General features: G+C 57.0%; 18 protein-coding genes. 4 read left to right on the plus strand and 14 right to left on the minus strand.

Annotated features, from left to right (window positions below; genetic code table 11):
• Nucleotides 1-19 precede the first annotated feature (19 nt).
• The 7 genes from JO226_RS08415 to pmbA all read right to left on the minus strand — a co-directional run bounded on the left by JO226_RS08415 (nucleotide 20) and on the right by pmbA (nucleotide 4,620).
• A complete protein-coding gene (locus tag JO226_RS08415) occupies nucleotides 20-664 on the minus strand; it encodes a DUF4310 family protein (protein ID WP_293547184.1) in 645 nt (214 codons plus the stop codon).
• Nucleotides 665-675: 11 nt separating this feature from the next.
• The gene (locus JO226_RS08420; RefSeq protein WP_293547186.1) at nucleotides 676-1,452 is read right to left on the minus strand and encodes a DUF4311 domain-containing protein; all 777 of its coding nucleotides are present in this window, start codon (nucleotides 1,450-1,452) and stop codon (nucleotides 676-678) included.
• A 61-nt stretch (nucleotides 1,453-1,513) separates the two neighbouring features.
• Nucleotides 1,514-1,813: a DUF4312 family protein gene (locus JO226_RS08425; protein ID WP_293547189.1), complete on the minus strand. Its 300-nt coding sequence runs from the start codon at nucleotides 1,811-1,813 to the stop codon at nucleotides 1,514-1,516.
• Between the two features lie 2 nt (nucleotides 1,814-1,815).
• Nucleotides 1,816-2,178, minus strand: a complete 363-nt coding sequence (locus JO226_RS08430; RefSeq protein WP_008786042.1) for an SFCGS family glycine-rich protein — start codon at nucleotides 2,176-2,178, stop codon at nucleotides 1,816-1,818.
• A gap of 10 nt (nucleotides 2,179-2,188) precedes the next feature.
• The gene (locus JO226_RS08435) at nucleotides 2,189-2,518 is read right to left on the minus strand and encodes a glycine dehydrogenase (protein ID WP_293547199.1); all 330 of its coding nucleotides are present in this window, start codon (nucleotides 2,516-2,518) and stop codon (nucleotides 2,189-2,191) included.
• 306 nt (nucleotides 2,519-2,824) lie between these two features.
• Nucleotides 2,825-3,214 carry a cytochrome b562 gene (cybC, locus tag JO226_RS08440; RefSeq protein ID WP_293547202.1) on the minus strand — a complete coding sequence of 130 codons (390 nt, stop codon included), beginning with the start codon at nucleotides 3,212-3,214 and terminating at the stop codon, nucleotides 2,825-2,827.
• A gap of 53 nt (nucleotides 3,215-3,267) precedes the next feature.
• Nucleotides 3,268-4,620: a metalloprotease PmbA gene (gene pmbA / locus JO226_RS08445; RefSeq protein WP_293547205.1), complete on the minus strand. Its 1,353-nt coding sequence runs from the start codon at nucleotides 4,618-4,620 to the stop codon at nucleotides 3,268-3,270.
• A 95-nt stretch (nucleotides 4,621-4,715) separates the two neighbouring features.
• Between pmbA and yjgA the strand changes: the two genes are divergently transcribed.
• A complete protein-coding gene (gene yjgA, locus JO226_RS08450; protein ID WP_293547208.1) occupies nucleotides 4,716-5,267 on the plus strand; it encodes a ribosome biogenesis factor YjgA in 552 nt (183 codons plus the stop codon).
• A gap of 66 nt (nucleotides 5,268-5,333) precedes the next feature.
• On the opposite strand, the gene mpl is transcribed toward yjgA, so the two are convergent.
• Nucleotides 5,334-6,707, minus strand: a complete 1,374-nt coding sequence (gene mpl / locus JO226_RS08455; protein ID WP_293547211.1) for a UDP-N-acetylmuramate:L-alanyl-gamma-D-glutamyl-meso-diaminopimelate ligase — start codon at nucleotides 6,705-6,707, stop codon at nucleotides 5,334-5,336.
• 175 nt (nucleotides 6,708-6,882) lie between these two features.
• Between mpl and fbp the strand changes: the two genes are divergently transcribed.
• Nucleotides 6,883-7,881 (plus strand): class 1 fructose-bisphosphatase, encoded by a 999-nt coding sequence (gene fbp, locus JO226_RS08460; RefSeq protein WP_293547214.1) that lies wholly within the window; start codon nucleotides 6,883-6,885, stop codon nucleotides 7,879-7,881.
• A gap of 55 nt (nucleotides 7,882-7,936) precedes the next feature.
• Here the strand turns inward: fbp and yjfF are convergent, their stop codons facing one another.
• The 4 genes from yjfF to ytfQ all read right to left on the minus strand — a co-directional run bounded on the left by yjfF (nucleotide 7,937) and on the right by ytfQ (nucleotide 12,491).
• Entirely contained in the window at nucleotides 7,937-8,938 is a 1,002-nt protein-coding gene (yjfF, locus tag JO226_RS08465; protein ID WP_293547217.1) for a galactofuranose ABC transporter, permease protein YjfF, read from the minus strand.
• Nucleotides 8,925-9,950: a galactofuranose ABC transporter, ATP-binding protein YtfT gene (ytfT, locus tag JO226_RS08470; protein ID WP_293547220.1), complete on the minus strand. Its 1,026-nt coding sequence runs from the start codon at nucleotides 9,948-9,950 to the stop codon at nucleotides 8,925-8,927. The genes yjfF and ytfT overlap by 14 nt, the downstream gene beginning before the upstream one ends.
• A 10-nt stretch (nucleotides 9,951-9,960) precedes the next feature.
• Complete coding sequence (gene ytfR / locus JO226_RS08475; protein WP_293547223.1) at nucleotides 9,961-11,463, minus strand: galactofuranose ABC transporter, ATP-binding protein YtfR; 1,503 nt, start codon at nucleotides 11,461-11,463, stop codon at nucleotides 9,961-9,963.
• Nucleotides 11,464-11,534: 71 nt separating this feature from the next.
• On the minus strand, nucleotides 11,535-12,491 hold the full coding sequence (ytfQ, locus tag JO226_RS08480; RefSeq protein ID WP_293547226.1) for a galactofuranose ABC transporter substrate-binding protein YtfQ: 957 nt from the start codon (nucleotides 12,489-12,491) through the stop codon (nucleotides 11,535-11,537).
• Between the two features lie 294 nt (nucleotides 12,492-12,785).
• Here ytfQ and ppa point away from each other — a divergent pair, with 294 nt between their 5' ends.
• The gene (ppa, locus tag JO226_RS08485) at nucleotides 12,786-13,316 is read left to right on the plus strand and encodes an inorganic diphosphatase (protein WP_013367898.1); all 531 of its coding nucleotides are present in this window, start codon (nucleotides 12,786-12,788) and stop codon (nucleotides 13,314-13,316) included.
• A gap of 69 nt (nucleotides 13,317-13,385) precedes the next feature.
• On the opposite strand, the gene nadS is transcribed toward ppa, so the two are convergent.
• Together nadS and JO226_RS08495 are read right to left on the minus strand one after the other, a co-directional pair.
• Nucleotides 13,386-13,682: a NadS family protein gene (nadS, locus tag JO226_RS08490; RefSeq protein ID WP_293547230.1), complete on the minus strand. Its 297-nt coding sequence runs from the start codon at nucleotides 13,680-13,682 to the stop codon at nucleotides 13,386-13,388.
• A 53-nt stretch (nucleotides 13,683-13,735) separates the two neighbouring features.
• On the minus strand, nucleotides 13,736-14,059 hold the full coding sequence (locus JO226_RS08495) for a type II toxin-antitoxin system RelE/ParE family toxin (RefSeq protein ID WP_293547233.1): 324 nt from the start codon (nucleotides 14,057-14,059) through the stop codon (nucleotides 13,736-13,738).
• A gap of 330 nt (nucleotides 14,060-14,389) precedes the next feature.
• On the opposite strand from JO226_RS08495, the gene JO226_RS08500 reads away from it, so the two are divergent.
• Complete coding sequence (locus JO226_RS08500; RefSeq protein WP_293547235.1) at nucleotides 14,390-15,970, plus strand: methyl-accepting chemotaxis protein; 1,581 nt, start codon at nucleotides 14,390-14,392, stop codon at nucleotides 15,968-15,970.
• The last annotated feature ends 8 nt before the right edge of the window (nucleotides 15,971-15,978 follow it).

The raw sequence follows: 15,978 nt of genomic DNA on the forward strand, positions 1-15,978 counted from the left end.
CACTTACTCCTTGCAGATCTTAGCTGATCGCCACCGGGAAGATGGAACCGAGGATCATCGCGCCGAGAATAGCGCCGCCGGTGATCGGTTTCTGCCAGATATAGAACAACAGCGCGCCAGCCAGAGAACCGATGCCGATAGGGATCGACGCGGTCATTGCGCTGAGGATAATGAGCGGCCCCAGGAAGCGGCCGGAGGCGTTACCCGCGCCCATCATGACGTCCGCACCGTAGGTGGAGTCACTCTGGTTAATGGTGAACTTACGCGCCAGGATGATGATGTAACCAATCGCCAGGCCGATCGCCAGGCCAGTGACCAGAGACGCGCCGAAGTTCGCCACCGGGAAGACGATCCCAGCACCCAGCAGCAGCGCCGGAACGCCGAGACCGACACCGGTCTGGATAGCGCCGCCGATATCAAGGATCCCGACCAGCGAACCTTCGATGATACGGGCGAAGAGGAAGCTGGCGCCGAACGCCGCGACCGCGCCGTAAGCGCCCGTGTCGATACCGGCCTTGAGCATCGCCACGAAGGCGACTTCGTTAAACGCGCCGATACCGTAGAGGTAGTACATGTGCGTCCCGGCGAACACGCCGGAGGAGAGCAGACCGACAAAAATCGGGAACGACCAGTCGGCGTACCAAAAACCTTTATTCTGTTCCATGCGTTATCCCCTTATTTGCCGCTCAGCGCGTTGTGAATCATATCCAGCCAGTTCGGCACGGTCAGGTGGAAGGATTCGAGCATCTTCATGTCGAAGCCGCGGAAGAAGGCGCTGAGAACGAACAGAGCGACAATCGCGGTCATCATCACTTTGGTGACGCGATGCCAACCGCTCTCTTCAACACCTTTACCAATCAGGATACCCAGTACCAGGCCCGGAACGGCGTTGCCCATGATGAGCTGCGCGGCGCCGCCGAAAATAGTGGCCCAGAAGCCGGATTTTTTACCCGCATCAATCGCCGCCAGCCAGAAGATGACCGGCATGACGGTGTTAACCAACAGGTTAGCCGCCGGTACCAGCACTTTCACTGCCGTGACCTGCAACGCCGCAGGGACTGCGGAGGCGGTGGAGTTAAGGAACGCCACGACGATCATGCCGATGATGCCGCAGGCGATCGCCATTTTTTTCGGGTCGTGCAGCGTTTGCGCAACGTTACGGTTTTTCATCATCAGCGCCGCCGCACCCCAGTTCGGGATAATGCGGTGGTCGACGTCCTGGGTGAAGGCGCCAGCCGCTACCGACGATGCCCAGGCGTTAAAGAAAAAGCCGAGACCAAAGGAGAAGTGTGAAGCCGGGTCGCCCTCGCAGGAGTTAAGTTCGCCCAATGTACGAAATGCACCCATACCTTGCGTGGTGGGTGCATGAAACATGCGTGCTGCGCCTGCGCCCACGCCGACGCCCACCAGGCCGCCGATAATGAGCGATTTTATTAATATAATTAAGAACATGTATCTGCCCTTTTCCTACCCTGCTATCTGCCGCCAGAGCCGTCAGCGCATCGGGTATCAGTTATTGAGACGTGACGAACTCCACCTTATCGAGGTTTAACGCAGTCACGTTGACGGTTACATCCAGTTCGACGCTGAAGGTGCGTCGTTCCCGGCGCAGAAAGAAGAATAAGAACGCCTCTTTTCGCACCGCTTCTCGCGCTTGAATCACCTCCACGTCCTGGGGTTCGATACGCAGTAAGATATGCGGCGATGCTTTCATCACCGCGGCCTGAACATGGCTGAGGGCGTCGGCAAAGGCGCGTGTTTTGGCCTCGCCCTTGCCCTTGACCCTCACCGTTGTGGTGAATTGTTCTTTCATACTTAAGCGCCGTATTTTTTCTGCCAGGCCTGCACCAGACGCTCGCCCAGCTCTTCTTTATCCATGAAGCCGAAGCCCAGCACGTTGCAGCCTTCGTTGATCGCCGTTACGCCTTCATCCACAGAGCGCATGCCATACTTCGCTTTGTAGCCGTATTTGGTCTGAGCGGTAATCGCCCCAGCGCCGCCGCTGCCGCAAAACGAGATGCCGAAGGTCGCGTTTTCCGCTTTCATCACATCGCCAAGCTTCATGTCTGCGGCAACGCCGGGTACCACGACGGCGCGGCCGCCCGCTTTCTCAACGCCTGCGGCGACTTTCTGACCTTTGCCCAGACGATCGCCAATCACTACGGTAATTTGTTCCATGTTTTGCTCCTTACAGGTTTTCTTTCGCCACTTCGAAGTGCACTGACAGCAGCCAGGCTTCTTCATCCGGAAGATTGCCAAATGCGGCGACCACTTCGCGGGCAAGCGTCATTGAATCGGGTGAAATTTCTTCAAACAGGCTGGCCTCCACTTCCGGCAGCGGTTCACCGGTAATCGACCGGTGCGCCATAGCGCGGACATGCGATGTCAGCATTTGCTCCTGGACGGCGTTCGGGATGATATCGTGACGTTTGAGCAGGCTGTACACCTCGCCCAGCATGCGTATGGCAAGCTCTTCTGTCCGATTCCCTGCGTCGTTATTCACTACTGCGTTGTTCACTCATCTGACCCCGTTTATTGCGTCTGATATATAACGTAGCGTCGGGTGGAGCCGGTTTGTAGCGAGTTGTTTTCCACTTCGAAGTGGAAAGGCGGGCAGCAAGAGTGATCTGTTCCACATAATTCGGCTGAATACGTACTTTTCACCAAATTCTTGTGATGAATATCACGAGAAAATGTCGACTCTCTTCCGAAAAAGAAAATGAAAAAACGTGCGCTGAGTCTCAGGAAATAAGCGTAGCTTATGAAAGAGAAAGCAGGAAAGGTGAAGAAAACGCCCCGTTGCGTTGAACAGGGCGAGAGGGATTTAGCGGTACTTCTGGTGATACGTGTTGCGGGTGGTCGCGAGGTCTGCCGCGATCGCCTGGGCTTCTTTCACTTTACCTTCATCAACAAACTTGAGCGCGCTGTCGATCTGCCCGATCAGTGTGTCGAAACCGTGGCGGTAATCTTTCATTTCCGCGCTGTCGTCGGCTTTACCTTCCAGCTTCGGCGGCGTCTGTTTCTGGGCGTCCTGGGCGGCGGTGCGCATCTTCGTCAGCGCGGCTTTAAGTTCTGTCGCATTGTCGCTTTTTTGCACCACTTTCAGGTTCGTCGCCAGGACTTCCATATCGTCGCCGATATCCGCAAACGCCGGGGCCGCAGCCGCCATCGCAAGCGAAGATACCGCCAGAATAGCTAAAAGTTGTTTACGCATTGCTCACTTCCTTTTTGTTTTTAAAGGCGCGGCAGGTCGCGCCGGAATGTGCGTTACTGTCCGGCGATTTTCATCTCCGGCAGCAGTACACTACCACACTGGATATTGCTACGAGTCTCAATATCATCAGCGATGGTGACGATATTACGCCACATATCTTTCAGGTTTCCGGCAATGGTGATTTCGCTGACGGGATACTGGATCTCGCCGTTTTCCACCCAGAAACCTGATGCGCCGCGGGAATAATCGCCGGTAATGCCGCTTACACCCTGGCCCATCAGTTCCGTTACCACAAGGCCGGTGCCCATCTCTTTAAGCAACTTTGCAAAACTCAGGCCGCGTCCGGCAATGCGCCAGTTATGGATGCCGCCCGCATGCCCGGTGCTCTTCATCCCCAGCTTGCGCGCGGAGTAGTTGGTCAGCAGCCACTGGGTCAGCACGCCGTCTTTGATGATGTCGCGACGCTCCGTGCGTACGCCTTCGCTGTCAAACGGCGTGGACGCCAGCCCTTTGAGCAAATGCGGATGCTCTTCGATGGTCAGCCAGTCCGGCAGGATCTGTTTGCCCATGGAATCCAGCAGGAAGGTGGATTTACGGTACACCGCGCCGCCGGCAATCGCCCCGACCAGATGACCAAACAGACCGGTGGCGACCTCGTTGGCAAAAATCACCGGCGCCTGCATGGTGGCAAGCTTGCGCGGCGACAAACGCGAGAGCGTGCGGCGTGCGCACTCGGCGCCGACCCACTCCGGATTTTGCAGATCGCCCATGGCGCGGCCGATGGTATAGGCGTAATCACGTTCCATTTCGCCGTTTTCTTCAGCAATCACGCAGCTTGAAAGCGAATGGCGCGTGGAGCAGTAGCTTTGCAGCATACCGTGGCTGTTGCCGAACACCTTGATGCCGTAATGGCTGTTAAAGCTACCGCCTTCGGTATTAGTGATGCGTTTATCGACGTCAAGCGCCGACTGCTCGGCGCGCGCCGCCAGCTCAATGGCCTGGTCCGGGGAGACCTCCGCCGGGTGGAAGAGGTCGAGATCCGGCGCGTCAAACGCCAGCAGATCTTTTTCCGCCACGCCCGCAAACGGGTCTGGAGAGGTATAGCGCGCGATATCCAGCGCCGCCTGCACAGTGCGGGCAATGGCGTCCGGGCTTAAGTCCGTGGACGACGCGCTGCCTTTACGATTCTGATGATAGACCGTAATGCCAAGCGCCCCGTCACTGTTGAATTCGACGTTCTCCACCTCGCCGTAGCGCGTGCTGACGCTGATCCCGGTCGATTTAGTGACCGACACTTCTGCGCCATCAGATTTGCCTGCTGCCAGCTCCAGCGCGGTGGAGACGGCTTTTTCCAGCGTTTTACGCTGTTCTGCTACCTGTGTGATGACTTTCATCGCTAATGCCATAATGTATAGGTGGTTAGACTTCAGTCTAACAGAGAACCGTTTTTCAGTGCGCGCCTTAACTGGTAACATGTGCCTCTTTTTTTAAGGAGCCTGAGATGACAAAGCCCCCCAAAGACTGGCTCGACGACGTGCCCGGTGACGACATCGACGATGAAGATGATGAGATAATCTGGGTCAGTAAAAGCGAAATTAAACGCGACGCCGAAGAGTTAAAACAGCTCGGCGCAGAAATCGTTGAGCTGGGTAAAAACGCGCTGGAGAAAATCCCGCTGGATGACGATCTGCGCGCCGCGATCGAGCTGGCGCAGCGCATCAAGAAAGAGGGCCGCCGCCGCCAGATGCAGCTGATTGGCAAACTGCTGCGTCAACGCGACGTCGAGCCGATTCGCCAGGCGCTGGACAAGCTGAAAAACCGCCATAACCAGCAGGTCGCCCTGTTCCATAAGCTGGAGCATCTGCGCGATCGCCTGATTATGGAAGGGGATGATGCGGTAGCGGAAGTCCTGAACCTGTGGCCGGATGCCGATCGCCAGCAGCTGCGTTCGCTTATCCGCAATGCGCAGAAAGAACGCGACGGGAATAAGCCGCCGAAGTCCGCGCGCCTGATTTTCCAGTATCTGCGCGAACTGGCGGAAAGCGAAGCGTAAACGCCTTATCCGGCCTGCAAGGTCGTGCGAAAAGCAGGCCCGGTAAGCGTCGCTACCGGGCTTTTTTTACTCTGCGGCTGCGGCTTTCTTCGCCAGACCTTCCAGCAGCGTCTGATGGATGCCGCCAAACCCGCCGTTGCTCATCACCAGAATGTGATCGCCCGGCTGCGCGGTTTTGACGATCATGTCTGCCAGCGTATCGACGTCCGCACTCCAGTGCGCAGGCTGTACGCAGGCGTCCGCCACTTCCGCTACCTGCCATGGGATATGCTGCGGCTGTAACAGGAACACTTCATCGGCGCGTCCGAGCGACGGGGCGAGATCGTCTTTGCACACGCCCATTTTCATGGTGTTGGAGCGCGGCTCCAGCACGGCGATAATCCGCGCCGTACCGCCGACTTTGCCACGCAGCGCCTGTAAGGTCGCGAGGATCGCCGTCGGGTGATGGGCGAAATCGTCATACACCGCGACGCCGTTCGCTTCGCCGCGCAGTTCAAGACGGCGGCGGGCGTTGATGAACGATCCCAGCGCATGGGCGGCATCGGCTGGTTGTACGCCGACGTGACGCGCGGCGGCGATCGCCATCAGGCCGTTGTTCATGTTGTGCTCGCCGACAAGGCCCCACTTCACCTCACCGACCTTGTCGCCGTCCAGCCACACTTCCCACTCGGAGGCATCAGTGCTGACTTTTTTCGCCTGCCAGTGGCCCTGCTCGCCGACCAGCTCCTGCTCGCTCCAGCAGCCCATCGCCAACGTCTGCTTCAGGTTGAAGTCGCTTTCCGGCCAGATAATCCGCCCCTGCCCCGGCACGATACGCACCAGGTGGTGGAACTGTTTCTGAATGGCTTTCAGGTCGTCAAAGATGTCCGCATGGTCGAATTCAAGGTTATTGAGAATGAGCGTACGCGGGCAGTAGTGTACGAACTTGGAGCGTTTGTCGAAGAAGGCGCAGTCATACTCGTCCGCTTCGATAACGAAGAACGGGCTGTCGCCCAGACGTGCGGAGACGTCGAAGTTCCCCGGGACGCCGCCTATCACAAAACCCGGCTTATAGCCGCAGGCTTCGAGGATCCAGGTCGCCATACCGGCAGTGGTGGTTTTACCGTGTGTCCCGGCCACCGCCAGCACCCAGCGATCGCGCAGCACGAAATCGTGCAGCCACTGCGGGCCGGACATGTACGGAATGTTCTTTTCCAGCACCGCTTCAACACACGGGTTACCGCGGGTCATCGCATTGCCGATAATCACCAGGTCCGGCTGTGAATCGAGCTGGCTTGCATCATAGCCCTGAATTAAATCAATACCCTGCTGCTCCAGCAGCGTGCTCATCGGCGGATACACATTGGCGTCCGAACCCGTTACCTCGTGGCCCAGAGAGCGCGCCAGCATTGCCAGACCGCCCATGAAGGTGCCACAGATTCCCAAAATATGAATGCGCATACGTCATTATCCTTTCTCTTAGCTGGCGCACATTTTACCCACATGTGAGACGGCTGAGAAACGCATTTCGGGTAAATCTGTACTAGCTGGCGCGATTCACCTGAGCGCAATCGTTGAATTGTTTGTTAAGATTGTTGCGGTCGCTTTACTCCATATAAATTGCAGGGAAAGTGTTATGAAAACGTTAGGTGAATTTATTGTCGAAAAGCAGCACGAGTTTTCTCATGCCACCGGTGAACTCACTGCTTTGTTGTCGGCGATAAAGCTCGGCGCCAAGATCATCCACCGCGATATCAACAAGGCCGGACTGGTCGATATCCTGGGTGCCAGCGGTGCTGAAAACGTGCAGGGCGAGGTGCAACAAAAGCTCGACCTGTTCGCCAATGAAAAATTAAAAGCTGCACTGAGGGCGCGCGATATCGTGGCCGGTATCGCATCGGAAGAAGAAGACGAGATCGTCGTTTTCGAGGGCTGCGAGCACGCCAAATACGTTGTGCTGATGGACCCGCTCGACGGCTCCTCCAACATCGACGTTAACGTCTCTGTCGGCACCATTTTCTCCATCTATCGCCGCGTTACGCCAGTCGGTACGCCGGTAACGGAAGAAGACTTCCTGCAGCCGGGCAACAAACAGGTGGCGGCCGGTTATGTGGTGTATGGCTCTTCCACCATGCTGGTGTACACCACCGGCTGTGGGGTTCACGCTTTTACCTACGATCCGTCGCTGGGCGTTTTCTGCCTGTGCCAGGAACGTATGCGCTACCCGCAGAAAGGCAATACCTACTCCATTAACGAAGGCAACTACATCAAATTCCCGATGGGCGTGAAGAAGTACATCAAGTTCTGTCAGGAAGAAGATAAAGAGACCCAGCGCCCGTATACCTCACGCTATATCGGCTCGCTGGTAGCGGATTTCCACCGTAACCTGCTCAAAGGCGGCATCTACCTCTACCCGAGCACCGCCAGCCATCCGGAAGGGAAACTGCGCCTGCTCTATGAGTGCAACCCGATGGCGTTCCTCGCCGAGCAGGCTGGCGGCAAAGCCAGCGACGGTAAAGCGCGAATTCTGGATATCACTCCGGAAAGCCTGCACCAGCGCCGTCCGCTCTTCGTCGGCACTGAGCATATGGTCGACGATGTCGAACGCTTTATCCGCGAATACCCGGACGCGTAAGGCAAATGCCTCTCTTCGGAGAGGCGTTTTTATATTTTTCAGCAAATTCAAGATGTTACTTCTGTGTTGCCGTCGGACTCACTCTCATTACCGGCGCGCTCTGGCGATTCTCCCACAGCACGGTCAATCCACGCTGTAGCGCAATAAAAATAAACAACAAAATACCGATGGCGATTTTGGTCCACCACGAGCTCAGGGTGCCGTCGAAGTTGATGTAGGTTTGTATCAGCCCCTGGATGCCCACACCGAACAGCGTGCCCAGCACCGTCCCCACGCCGCCGCTCAGCAGCGTACCGCCAATCACCACCGAAGCGATAGCGTCGAGTTCGACACCAACGCCCGCCAGCGCATATCCCGCCTGGGTATAGACGGAGAAGACAATGCCCGCCAGCGTGGCAAGCCCGGTCGACAGCATGTAAATCCGCACCGTGGTACTGCGGGTGGAGATCCCCATCAGATTCGCCGACGTGGCGTTGCCGCCAATGGCGTACACCTGGTTGCCAAACCGCGTGCGGTGGGCAAGGAATATCCCCACCACGACCACCAGCAGCATCAGCACCCCCATCGCGCTAAGGCGCCCGCCGCCGGGAAGGGTCCAGGCCAGATCGGACAACCGATCGTACAGCGGGTGGTTGATAGGGATAGACTCCTCAGAGACCAGATAGCTGACGCCGCGTAAGAAGAACATCCCGGCAAGCGTCATGATAAACGCCGGGATCTTCAGCGCATCGATCAAAAGCCCCATCAACGCGCCGAAGGCGCAGCCCATCGCCAGCACCAGCGGGAAGGCCATCAGTGGCGAAATCCCCCAGAAACCGATGGCTTTCGCCAGAAACACGCCAGTGAAGGCGATCACCGACCCGACGGAAAGGTCTATCCCGCCGGAGAGGATAACAAAGGTCATGCCGACCGCGATGATCCCCAGAAAGGCATTATCGGTCAGAATGTTGCAAATAACCCGGGTGGAAGCGAACCCCGGAAATTGGGTCAGGCAATAGAGATAGCCGAGGATAAACACCCCGAGGGTTATCATCAGCGGCAGGTTACGTTTTATCATGACCGCGCGCTCCTTTGAGTAAGCGGATAAAGCGCGGCGACTGCACGATCAGCACGCACAGCACCACCACCGCTTTCACCACCTGATTCAGCTCTGGCTGAAAACCTGACAGCAGGATCCCAGTGTTCATCCCCTGGATAATCAGCGCCCCCACCACCGACAGCAGCAGATTAAAGCGTCCGCCCATCAGCGAACCGCCGCCAATCACCACCGCCAGAATGGCGTCCAGCTCCAGCCATAGCCCGGCGTTGTTGGCATCGTCGCCGCGAATATCCGCGGCGACAATCACCCCGGCAATGGCGGCGCAGACACCGCTCAGCACATAGGTCAGCATCACCACAATACGGGTATTCACCCCGGCATTTTTCGCGGCGCGAATATTAATGCCAACGGCTTCGATAAACATGCCGAGCGCGGTTTTGCGGGTGACCAGCCAGAAGATAACCAGCGTGACCAGCGCGATAATCACCGGCGTTGGGAAAAACAGCAGCGAACCGCTGCCTGTCCAGCCAAGCGAGGCGGAGTCGAAGGTGACTATCTGCCCGGCGGTAATCAGCTGCGCCACGCCGCGCCCGGCCACCATCAGAATAAGCGTCGCGACAAACGGCTGGATCTTGAGGATCGCCACCAGGATGCCGTTCCACAGCCCGGCCAGCACGCCGGTTGCCAAGGCGGCCAGCAGCACGACCGGCAGACTGTGTCCGGCCACCACCATCGACGCCGCCGTCGCCCCGGCGATAGCCATCACCGCCCCCACCGACAGGTCGATACCGCCGGTGGCGATCACCAGCGTCATCCCGATGGCCAGCAGCGCAACGGGCGCGGCGCGGTTAAGAATATCGACAGGACTGCCGAACAGCCGCCCGTCCTGTAGCACCACCTGGAAAAAATGCGGCGCCACGAGACTGTCTGCCAGCAGCACAAGGATCAGCGCCGCCAGTTGCGGCATCCCCGTCGGCAAACGCAGCCGCCGCTTAGGCTTGCCGGTTTGTGGGAGAGATTGTGGCATCACATCATACCCCTTATGCTGCAATAGCATTCATGATGGCCGGAACGGACAGCGCCGCCAGCGGGATCTCCGCCACCTGCCTGCGGTCGCGCATGATGATCACCCGGTCGGCATAGCCCACCAGTTCCTCCAGCTCCGACGAAATCACCAGCAGGGCCAGCCCGTTGGCGCACAGGGTTTCGATAAGCCGGATAATCTCCGCGTGCGCGCCGACATCGATACCGCGCGTCGGCTCATCCAGGATCAGGAACTGCGGGCGCGTCAGCAGCCAGCGGGAAAGTAGTACCTTTTGCTGGTTGCCGCCGGAGAGAAATTCAACCGGCTGCTCGCTACCGGGCGTGCGGATCCCCAACTGGCGGATAAAGCGTTCCGCAATCTCATTTTGCTCGCGTCGCGGGATCGGCCGCAGCCAGCCTCGCTGCGCCTGTAGCGCCAGAATGATGTTCTCGCGCACCGAGGCGGCGGCAATAATACCGTCGGTTTTACGATCCTCCGGGCAAAAGCCAATCCCCAGGCTGGAGGCCTGGTGCGGCGACCGCAGCGTCTGCGGTTTGCCCTTGATTTCCGCGCGACCGCTGTCGGCCGGCCTGATGCCGAAAATCACCTCGGCGGTTTCGGTACGCCCGGAACCAAGCAGGCCCGCCAGCCCGACGATTTCGCCGGGGCGGACCTGTAAATCGAACGGTTCGACCACCCCTTTTTTCCCGTAACCGCTGAACGCCGCCACCGGTTTGTCGCTGAGCAACGTGCGCCCGGCGCGCTGTAGGGCGTTATTCTCCAGTTCGCGCCCCAGCATCATCTTCACCAGCTCGATTTGCGGCAGTTCGCGGGTGTCACGACAACCGACAACGCTGCCGTTGCGCAGCACGGTAATGCGGTCGCTGACCTGGTAGACCTGGTCGAGAAAGTGGGTGACGAAAATCAGGCTGACGCCCTGGGCGCGCAGCTGGCGCATCAGGGTAAACAGCATCTCCACCTCCTGGGTGTCGAGGCTGGCGGTGGGCTCGTCGAGGATCAGCACTTTAGCGGACAAATCAATAGCGCGGCAGATAGCCACAATCTGCTGCATGGCGACGGAAAAGCGGTTGAGGGGTTCGCGGACATCCAGGGAAAAGCCGTAGGAGGCCATCAGCGCCGCAGCGCGTTTTTCCATCTCTTTACGGCGCAGAAAGCCAAAGCGCCTCGGCTCGCGGCCGATAAACAGGTTATCCGCCACCGACATGTTGGGCAGCAGGTTCACTTCCTGATAGACAGTGCCGATCCCCAGCTGCTGCGCATGGGCGGTATTTTTGGGGGAAATCGCCTGGCCTTCGAGCCAGAGGGTGCCGCGATCGGCATGATAAACGCCGGTCAGGGCTTTGATGAGCGTCGATTTCCCGGCGCCGTTCTCCCCCAGCAATGCCATAATTTCACCGCGGCGCAGGCTGAAATCCACGTTATCCAGCGCTTTTACGCCGGGGAAGTACTGGCAGAGCCCCTCGGTGCGGAGGATGTCCTGGTGCGTGTCAGCGGTCATATGATCCCCCTGCATTAACCTGATGCCTGATGGCGCGACACAAGCGCAGCGTCATCAGGCATTCTCAGGACTCAGTAGCCCATATTTTTCTTCTTCTCTAACTCCTCTTTCGCCGTGTCCGGCAGATAGAGTACCGATTTGGTCAGGGTCAGCTTCGGCGGCATCGTGCCGTCTTTTTTGTATTTTTCCAGCGCGTCAAACGCAGGACCCGCCATGTTCGGCGTCAACTCAACGCTGGCGTTGGCTTCACCGTCCATCATCGCTTTATAGATATCCGGTACGCCGTCGATAGAGCCGGTCAGGATATCTTTACCGGGCTTCAGCCCTGCCTCTTTGATGGCCTGAATCGCGCCGATCACCATGTCGTCGTTATGGGCGAAAACCATACAAATGTTCTTGCCGTTGTTTTCCGCCTTAATAAAGCTCTCCATCACTTCTTTGCCCTTACTGCGGGTAAAGTCGCCGGACTGCGAGCGGATAATCTTGATGTTCGGATCTTTCGCGATGGCCTCCGCGAACCCTTTCTTACGGTCAATGGCCACACTCGCGCCTACCGTCCCCTGGAGCTCAACCACGTTACAGGGTTTGCCGTTGAGGGTTTTGATAAGCCAGTCGCCGATAAGCTGGCCTTCCAGCACGTTATTGGCGGTCACGGTGGTCATGTACAGCGATTTATCTTTCACATCAATGGAGCGGTCGAGCAGGAACACCGGGATTTTGGCCTCTTTGGCCTCTTTGAGCACCGGCTCCCAGCCTGTCGCCACCACGGGGGCAATAAAGATGGCGTCAACACCCTGGGCGATAAACGAACGCACGGCTTTGATCTGGTTTTCCTGCTTTTGCTGGCCGTCGGCAATTTTCAGCGTGATGCCGCGTTTTTCAGCTTCGCTTTTCGCCACATTGGTTTCAGCGGCACGCCAGCCTGATTCAGAACCGACCTGCGAAAATCCTACGGTTAATGGCGCAGCCATCGCCATAGACGACATCGCTGCGGAAACGGCGGAGACAAGAAGTAAGCGCTTCCACATAAGGGTATCCTCGTAGGGTTATTGTTGATGAAAACGTCACCTGCCGAAAAACTATAGACAAAGGTCGATGTAACAAGATGCGTTACGTCACACTTCATAAAAGTGAAAACTTGATTTGTAAGCGCTTTCACAACCGTATTCATGATGCAGCTATGTTTATGGATTTTTCACCTGTAAAAAGGCGAGGAAAAACGAGGCGGCACGCCGGACGGCGTGAAAAGAAGCGAAGACATTTACCCTGAGTTGGCTATAATACCCGCCACTTGTTTGCCACACATTTCTAAGGAAACAAACATGAGCTTACTGAACGTCCCGGCGGGCAAAGAACTGCCAGAAGATATCTACGTTGTTATTGAGATCCCGGCTAACGCTGATCCTATCAAATACGAAATTGATAAAGACACCGGCGCGCTGTTTGTTGACCGCTTCATGTCTACCGCGATGTTCTATCCGTGCAACTACGGTTACATCAACCACACCCTGTCTCTGGACGGTGACCCGGTAGACGTTCTGGTCCCGACGCCGTATCCGCTGCAGCCGGGCTCTGTGATCCGCTGCCGTCCGGTTGGCGTTCTGAAGATGACCGACGAAGCCGGTGAAGATGCGAAACTGGTTGCCGTTCCGCACACCAAGCTGAGCAAAGAGTACGATCACATCAAAGATGTGAACGACCTGCCGGAACTGCTGAAAGCGCAGATCGCACACTTCTTCGAGCACTACAAAGATCTCGAAAAAGGCAAGTGGGTGAAAGTTGACGGTTGGGACAATGCTGAAGCTGCAAAAGCGGAAATCATTGCTTCCTACGAGCGCGCGCAGAAGAAATAATTCTTCCAGGCACTCAACCTTCAGAGCCGTAGCGCGTTGCGCTACGGCTTTTTACTCCCTACAGCTGTCTCAGATTGTTTTAAGCTGATTAATGATAAAAGGGTTTGCCTGCAGCAACAGCAGGAGCTTTCTCGTCGCCCCCGTTGGCTGACGCCGCCGGGTTTCCCAGCTTTTAACCAGGTCATAACTGACCCCCACAGCCGTCGCAAAGTCCTGTTGTTTTAGTCCCGTCGCTTCGCGAATGGCTTTTACATCTATTTCGCTAAACGTATGAACATGCTCAGGATCAGGTGTTTTCTCACCCTTTTCAATTCGGACCATTTCTTCTGCACTCGCCAGCAGATCGGCAAATAATTCGTCTTTCATCTGTACCCTGTCGCCCTCATTGACGCTGATAAGACAGCCTTACGGTGATAGCCTCAGTGTTGCTCCAGCATGTCAGATAACCGTTTCAGCGCTTTCTTTTGCTCATCCGTCAGATCATCCCTCTCATTCTTTGAATAGATCAAAGCCAGATAAATTCGCCCTTTACTCGTCACATTGTAGTAAATCACCCGAACGCCGCCCCGCTTACCCATGCCGCGACGGTACCAACGGATCTTTCGAAATCCTCCGGAACCCGCAATCGTGGCTCCGGTGTCAGGAGCATCAATCAGCACCTCCTGGAAAACCCGGAACTCATCGTCCGATAGCAGCTCCGGGCGTCGTTTACTGAACCCCTGCAACTCAATAAAAGTGAACATCTTATTCCCTGACGTCAAAAACAGATTAAGTGTACCCCGTACATCATGCAAGTTATTTGCAGCATCCCGGTATGGCTCATAGCACAGTGAACCCTCTTGTACGCGTAATCGGCTGCGTTAGAGAGAGGAAAGAACAAAAAGGAAGGAGGAAAATTAACCTCTTCGACAATGTACGCAAAAAACGCTGTCATAAAATCGTCATAATAAAATAACTCTCGCGTTTTTAATGACATAACGCAAACCGCCGTTATTCCCCTTCCGCAAGCAGTAAAGTCCCCGCTCGCCGTGACGATATCTGTGGCAGTCATTCACCGTGAGAACTGCAAAAGCATGAAACTGAATCAACTGACCATCGGCCAGCGGTTGGGCCTGATGGCCACACTGCTATTACTGGCAATGCTGTTTATCGGCCTGCGCGGGCTGCTCATCAACAGCAACAGCTTTAGCCAAAACCAGACGATGATGGCGTCTGAAAAACGGCTTGCCGACAGTATCGATACCGCCCGCAACGCCCAGGTTCAATTCAAGATCCAGGTCCAGGAGTGGAAAAACACCCTGCTGCGCGGCGGCCAGGGGCAGGAGACGTTTGAGAAATACAAAGCGGCGTTTATCAGCCAGAGCCAGAAAACCCAGCAGTTGCTTAAACAGCTGAGCGACCTGCTGCTGCAGGTGGGTCTCGACAACCGCGAAGTGGAACAAACCCGCCAACTGCATGCCGGGCTTGAACAGCGCTATCTTTCCGCACTGCAACAATACGTGATTACCGACCCGGGCAGCCCGCAGCGCGTTGACCGACTGGTGACCGGCATCGACCGCGAACCCACTCGCATGATTGATGAGGTTGTTGCCCGTACGCTGCAACATGCCGAGTCGATTCATCAGCAAACCGACGCGCGCAACCTGGCGCAGTTTCAGCAAACCCGGCTGATGCTGCTGCTGGCGATGACGCTCACGCTGCTGGCGGGCCTCGCCATTACCTGGTGGCTGGTGCGCAGCATTACCCATCCTCTGGCGCAGGCGGTCACCATCGCCCGGCGCGTTGCAGCAGGCGATTTACAGACCGCCATCACCGTAGCCGGTAAGGACGAAACGGCGGGTCTGATGCAGGCCTTACAGGACATGAACGCCAATCTGACGCAGATCGTTTCCGGTGTGCGGCAGGGGACGGAATCTATCGCCACCGCATCCGCGCAAATTGCCGTCGGCAGCCGCGAACTGTCGTCTCGCAATGAGGCGCAGGCCAGCGCGCTGGAGGAGACGGCTGCGTCCATGGAGCAGTTGACCTCCGTGGTGAAAAGCAACGCCGATAACTCACGTTTTGCCAGTGAAATCGCCCGCGACGCCTGCGCGATTGCCGGTCAGGGCGGCCAGGCGGTAGAGCGCGTGGTGCAAACGATGAGCGAAATCCACCAGTTGTCCAGTGAGATCAACAACATCATCGGCGTTATCGACAGTATTGCTTTTCAGACCAATATTCTCGCGCTGAACGCCGCCGTCGAGGCCGCACGCGCAGGCGCTGAGGGCCGGGGGTTCGCCGTCGTGGCGGCGGAAGTCCGCGCGCTGGCGCAGCGTTCAGCCTCAGCGGCGCAGGATATTCGCCATTTGATTGATAACTCGGTTAACCGCATCGCCGACGGTAATGCGCAGGTGCAAAACGCCGGATCGGCAATGGAGGAGATTCTGCAAAGCGTTAAGCGGGTGAATGAGCTGGTGGAGGCTATTTCCATGACCAGCCATGAGCAGAGTACCGGGATAGACCAGGTGAATATCGCCGTCACGCACATGGATACCGCCACGCAGCAGAACGCGACCCTGTCGCAGGAGTCATCAGCCGCGGCGCAGGCCATGCATCGCCAGGCGGAGACGCTGCTGGAAACGGTCAGCGTCTTCAAGCTGCGTCAGGCGCTCTGAGCCGACAA

Origin of the sequence: Pluralibacter sp., assembly GCF_019237635.1 — a bacterium.
In the GTDB taxonomy this organism is placed as follows: Bacteria; Pseudomonadota; Gammaproteobacteria; order Enterobacterales; family Enterobacteriaceae; genus Enterobacter_B.

Coding starts and splice junctions, on each gene's coding strand:
- JO226_RS08415 (WP_293547184.1), bottom strand. CDS start 664: ATGGAACAGAATAAAGGTTTTTGGTACGCCGACTGGTCGTTCCCGATT.
- JO226_RS08420 (WP_293547186.1), bottom strand. CDS start 1,452: ATGTTCTTAATTATATTAATAAAATCGCTCATTATCGGCGGCCTGGTG.
- JO226_RS08425 (WP_293547189.1), bottom strand. CDS start 1,813: ATGAAAGAACAATTCACCACAACGGTGAGGGTCAAGGGCAAGGGCGAG.
- JO226_RS08430 (WP_008786042.1), bottom strand. CDS start 2,178: ATGGAACAAATTACCGTAGTGATTGGCGATCGTCTGGGCAAAGGTCAG.
- cybC (WP_293547202.1), bottom strand. CDS start 3,214: ATGCGTAAACAACTTTTAGCTATTCTGGCGGTATCTTCGCTTGCGATG.
- pmbA (WP_293547205.1), bottom strand. CDS start 4,620: ATGGCATTAGCGATGAAAGTCATCACACAGGTAGCAGAACAGCGTAAA.
- yjgA (WP_293547208.1), top strand. CDS start 4,716: ATGACAAAGCCCCCCAAAGACTGGCTCGACGACGTGCCCGGTGACGAC.
- mpl (WP_293547211.1), bottom strand. CDS start 6,707: ATGCGCATTCATATTTTGGGAATCTGTGGCACCTTCATGGGCGGTCTG.
- fbp (WP_293547214.1), top strand. CDS start 6,883: ATGAAAACGTTAGGTGAATTTATTGTCGAAAAGCAGCACGAGTTTTCT.
- yjfF (WP_293547217.1), bottom strand. CDS start 8,938: ATGATAAAACGTAACCTGCCGCTGATGATAACCCTCGGGGTGTTTATC.
- ytfR (WP_293547223.1), bottom strand. CDS start 11,463: ATGACCGCTGACACGCACCAGGACATCCTCCGCACCGAGGGGCTCTGC.
- ytfQ (WP_293547226.1), bottom strand. CDS start 12,491: ATGTGGAAGCGCTTACTTCTTGTCTCCGCCGTTTCCGCAGCGATGTCG.
- ppa (WP_013367898.1), top strand. CDS start 12,786: ATGAGCTTACTGAACGTCCCGGCGGGCAAAGAACTGCCAGAAGATATC.
- nadS (WP_293547230.1), bottom strand. CDS start 13,682: ATGAAAGACGAATTATTTGCCGATCTGCTGGCGAGTGCAGAAGAAATG.
- JO226_RS08495 (WP_293547233.1), bottom strand. CDS start 14,059: ATGTTCACTTTTATTGAGTTGCAGGGGTTCAGTAAACGACGCCCGGAG.
- JO226_RS08500 (WP_293547235.1), top strand. CDS start 14,390: ATGAAACTGAATCAACTGACCATCGGCCAGCGGTTGGGCCTGATGGCC.